General features: G+C 39.3%; 2 protein-coding genes and 1 riboswitch. Of the genes, one reads left to right on the top strand and one right to left on the bottom strand.

Annotation, left to right across the window (positions count from 1 at the left end; genetic code table 11):
- Positions 1-142 precede the first annotated feature (142 nt).
- On the bottom strand, positions 143-559 hold the full coding sequence (locus WB217_RS12535) for a hypothetical protein (protein WP_423993555.1): 417 nt from the start codon (positions 557-559) through the stop codon (positions 143-145).
- 270 nt (positions 560-829) lie between these two features.
- A riboswitch (PreQ1 riboswitch) is annotated at positions 830-872 on the top strand.
- A gap of 57 nt (positions 873-929) precedes the next feature.
- Here WB217_RS12535 and queC point away from each other — a divergent pair.
- A complete protein-coding gene (queC, locus tag WB217_RS12530; protein WP_423993554.1) occupies positions 930-1,583 on the top strand; it encodes a 7-cyano-7-deazaguanine synthase QueC in 654 nt (217 codons plus the stop codon).
- Positions 1,584-1,585: the final 2 nt, after the last annotated feature.

Below are 1,585 nucleotides of genomic sequence, written 5' to 3'. Positions count from 1 at the left end.
GCTGGAAGTCATAACCGAGATATAGCCAAACCTGTCGTTAAATAATAACCTGGACTTACTCAGTACAAAATATAGCCAAACACCGAAGGAAATATTGATAAAAGTGGTAGAAATTAAGATGATTTGCATTACAAACCTCCATTTAACCCCTGTAGGCAAAGGCAGCCACTAGGCAAAAGCTGCTTATGATAAATATTTCGATCATCAGCAAGAAAAGAATTCCTTCAGAGGCAGCTGCTCCTACCATTGGAGCCATAATTCCCATCATTAGTCCGTTAATATACCCGGTCAGTAAGGTTTGGTAGTCAAACAGATTGCCAAAGAAGATACCTGTTAGACTTCCAATTATTACTGCAACAAGTGTAGCCTCAAGAAAATACAATGGATAAAGATTGATGAAAATAATCCCGGTACCAAGTGCCATTCCTCCACCGGCAACCATGGCGATATTCATCCCCAAATGAAAGCCAATTTGCTTCCTTCGATTGTAAAGGTAAATATATAAAACGTATGCTGATAAAAAATTCACGGGATAGAATACAACAATCCATTCTGGCATGATAGATCACCTCACGTTCAATTTATGCAGACTGGACCCAATGGTGTTTCAACATTTCTCCTTTTCCAATAGCACTCAGGCTAATTTTTCTTATACGATAAGAAAATTTTAAGTCTATAATCGCTTTCAACTATCATGATGAAAGGATGTAATTAATAGGAAATGCTGTTAAAGGTATTAAGATATTAAGAAATTCGGAATAATAAATGCTTCCCAATTATAAAATGTATGATAAAATGAATAAGTTCAAAATCACATAAATCCGTCTTTACGGAAGAGGTTCTAGCTACCCTCTCAAAAAAACTAAGGAGAAACAGTACCTGCTGTCTTAGTGGTGCTGTTTTTTTCCGTTTAAAAGGAGATTTTTAGAATGAAAAACGAAAAAGCCGTAGTCGTTTTCAGCGGCGGCCAGGACAGTACAACATGTTTGTTCTGGGCTATGGAGCAATTTGCAGAGGTAGAAGCGGTCACCTTTGATTATAACCAGAGGCACCGGACAGAAATTGATTGCGCGAAAGAAATCACGAAGGAGCTCGGAATCAAGCATCACATTCTTGATATGAGCTTGCTGAATCAACTTGCACCAAATGCACTTACAAGAAGTGACATCGAAGTTAAAGATGGTGAAAACGGAGAATTACCATCTACCTTCGTACCAGGACGTAATTTATTATTCATGTCCTTTGCTGGGGTCCTCGCAAGCCAAGTAGGTGCTAGACATATAGTGACTGGTGTTTGTGAAACAGACTTCAGCGGATACCCTGATTGCAGGGATATTTTCATTAAGTCGTTGAACGTCACATTGAACCTTTCGATGGATGAGAATTTTGTCATACACACACCTTTAATGTGGCTGAATAAGGCGGAGACATGGAAGCTTGCTGATGAATTGGGTGCTTTTGATTTTGTCCGTACCAAAACCTTAACTTGTTATAACGGCATCATCGCTGACGGATGTGGAGTTTGCCCGGCCTGTCTGCTGAGAAAAAAAGGGCTTGATGAGTTCTTGGAAGGAGCTGTTTAATC

It is taken from the genome of Mesobacillus sp. (assembly GCF_049588175.1).
Classification (GTDB): domain Bacteria; phylum Bacillota; class Bacilli; order Bacillales; family Cytobacillaceae; genus Mesobacillus.
This window is presented reverse-complemented; position numbering and strand designations above follow the sequence as displayed.

What these genes read in the sequence shown, in the direction of transcription:
- queC (WP_423993554.1), top strand. Translation starts at nt 930, where the DNA reads ATGAAAAACGAAAAAGCCGTAGTCGTTTTCAGCGGCGGCCAGGACAGT.
- WB217_RS12535 (WP_423993555.1), bottom strand. Translation starts at nt 559, where the DNA reads ATGCCAGAATGGATTGTTGTATTCTATCCCGTGAATTTTTTATCAGCA.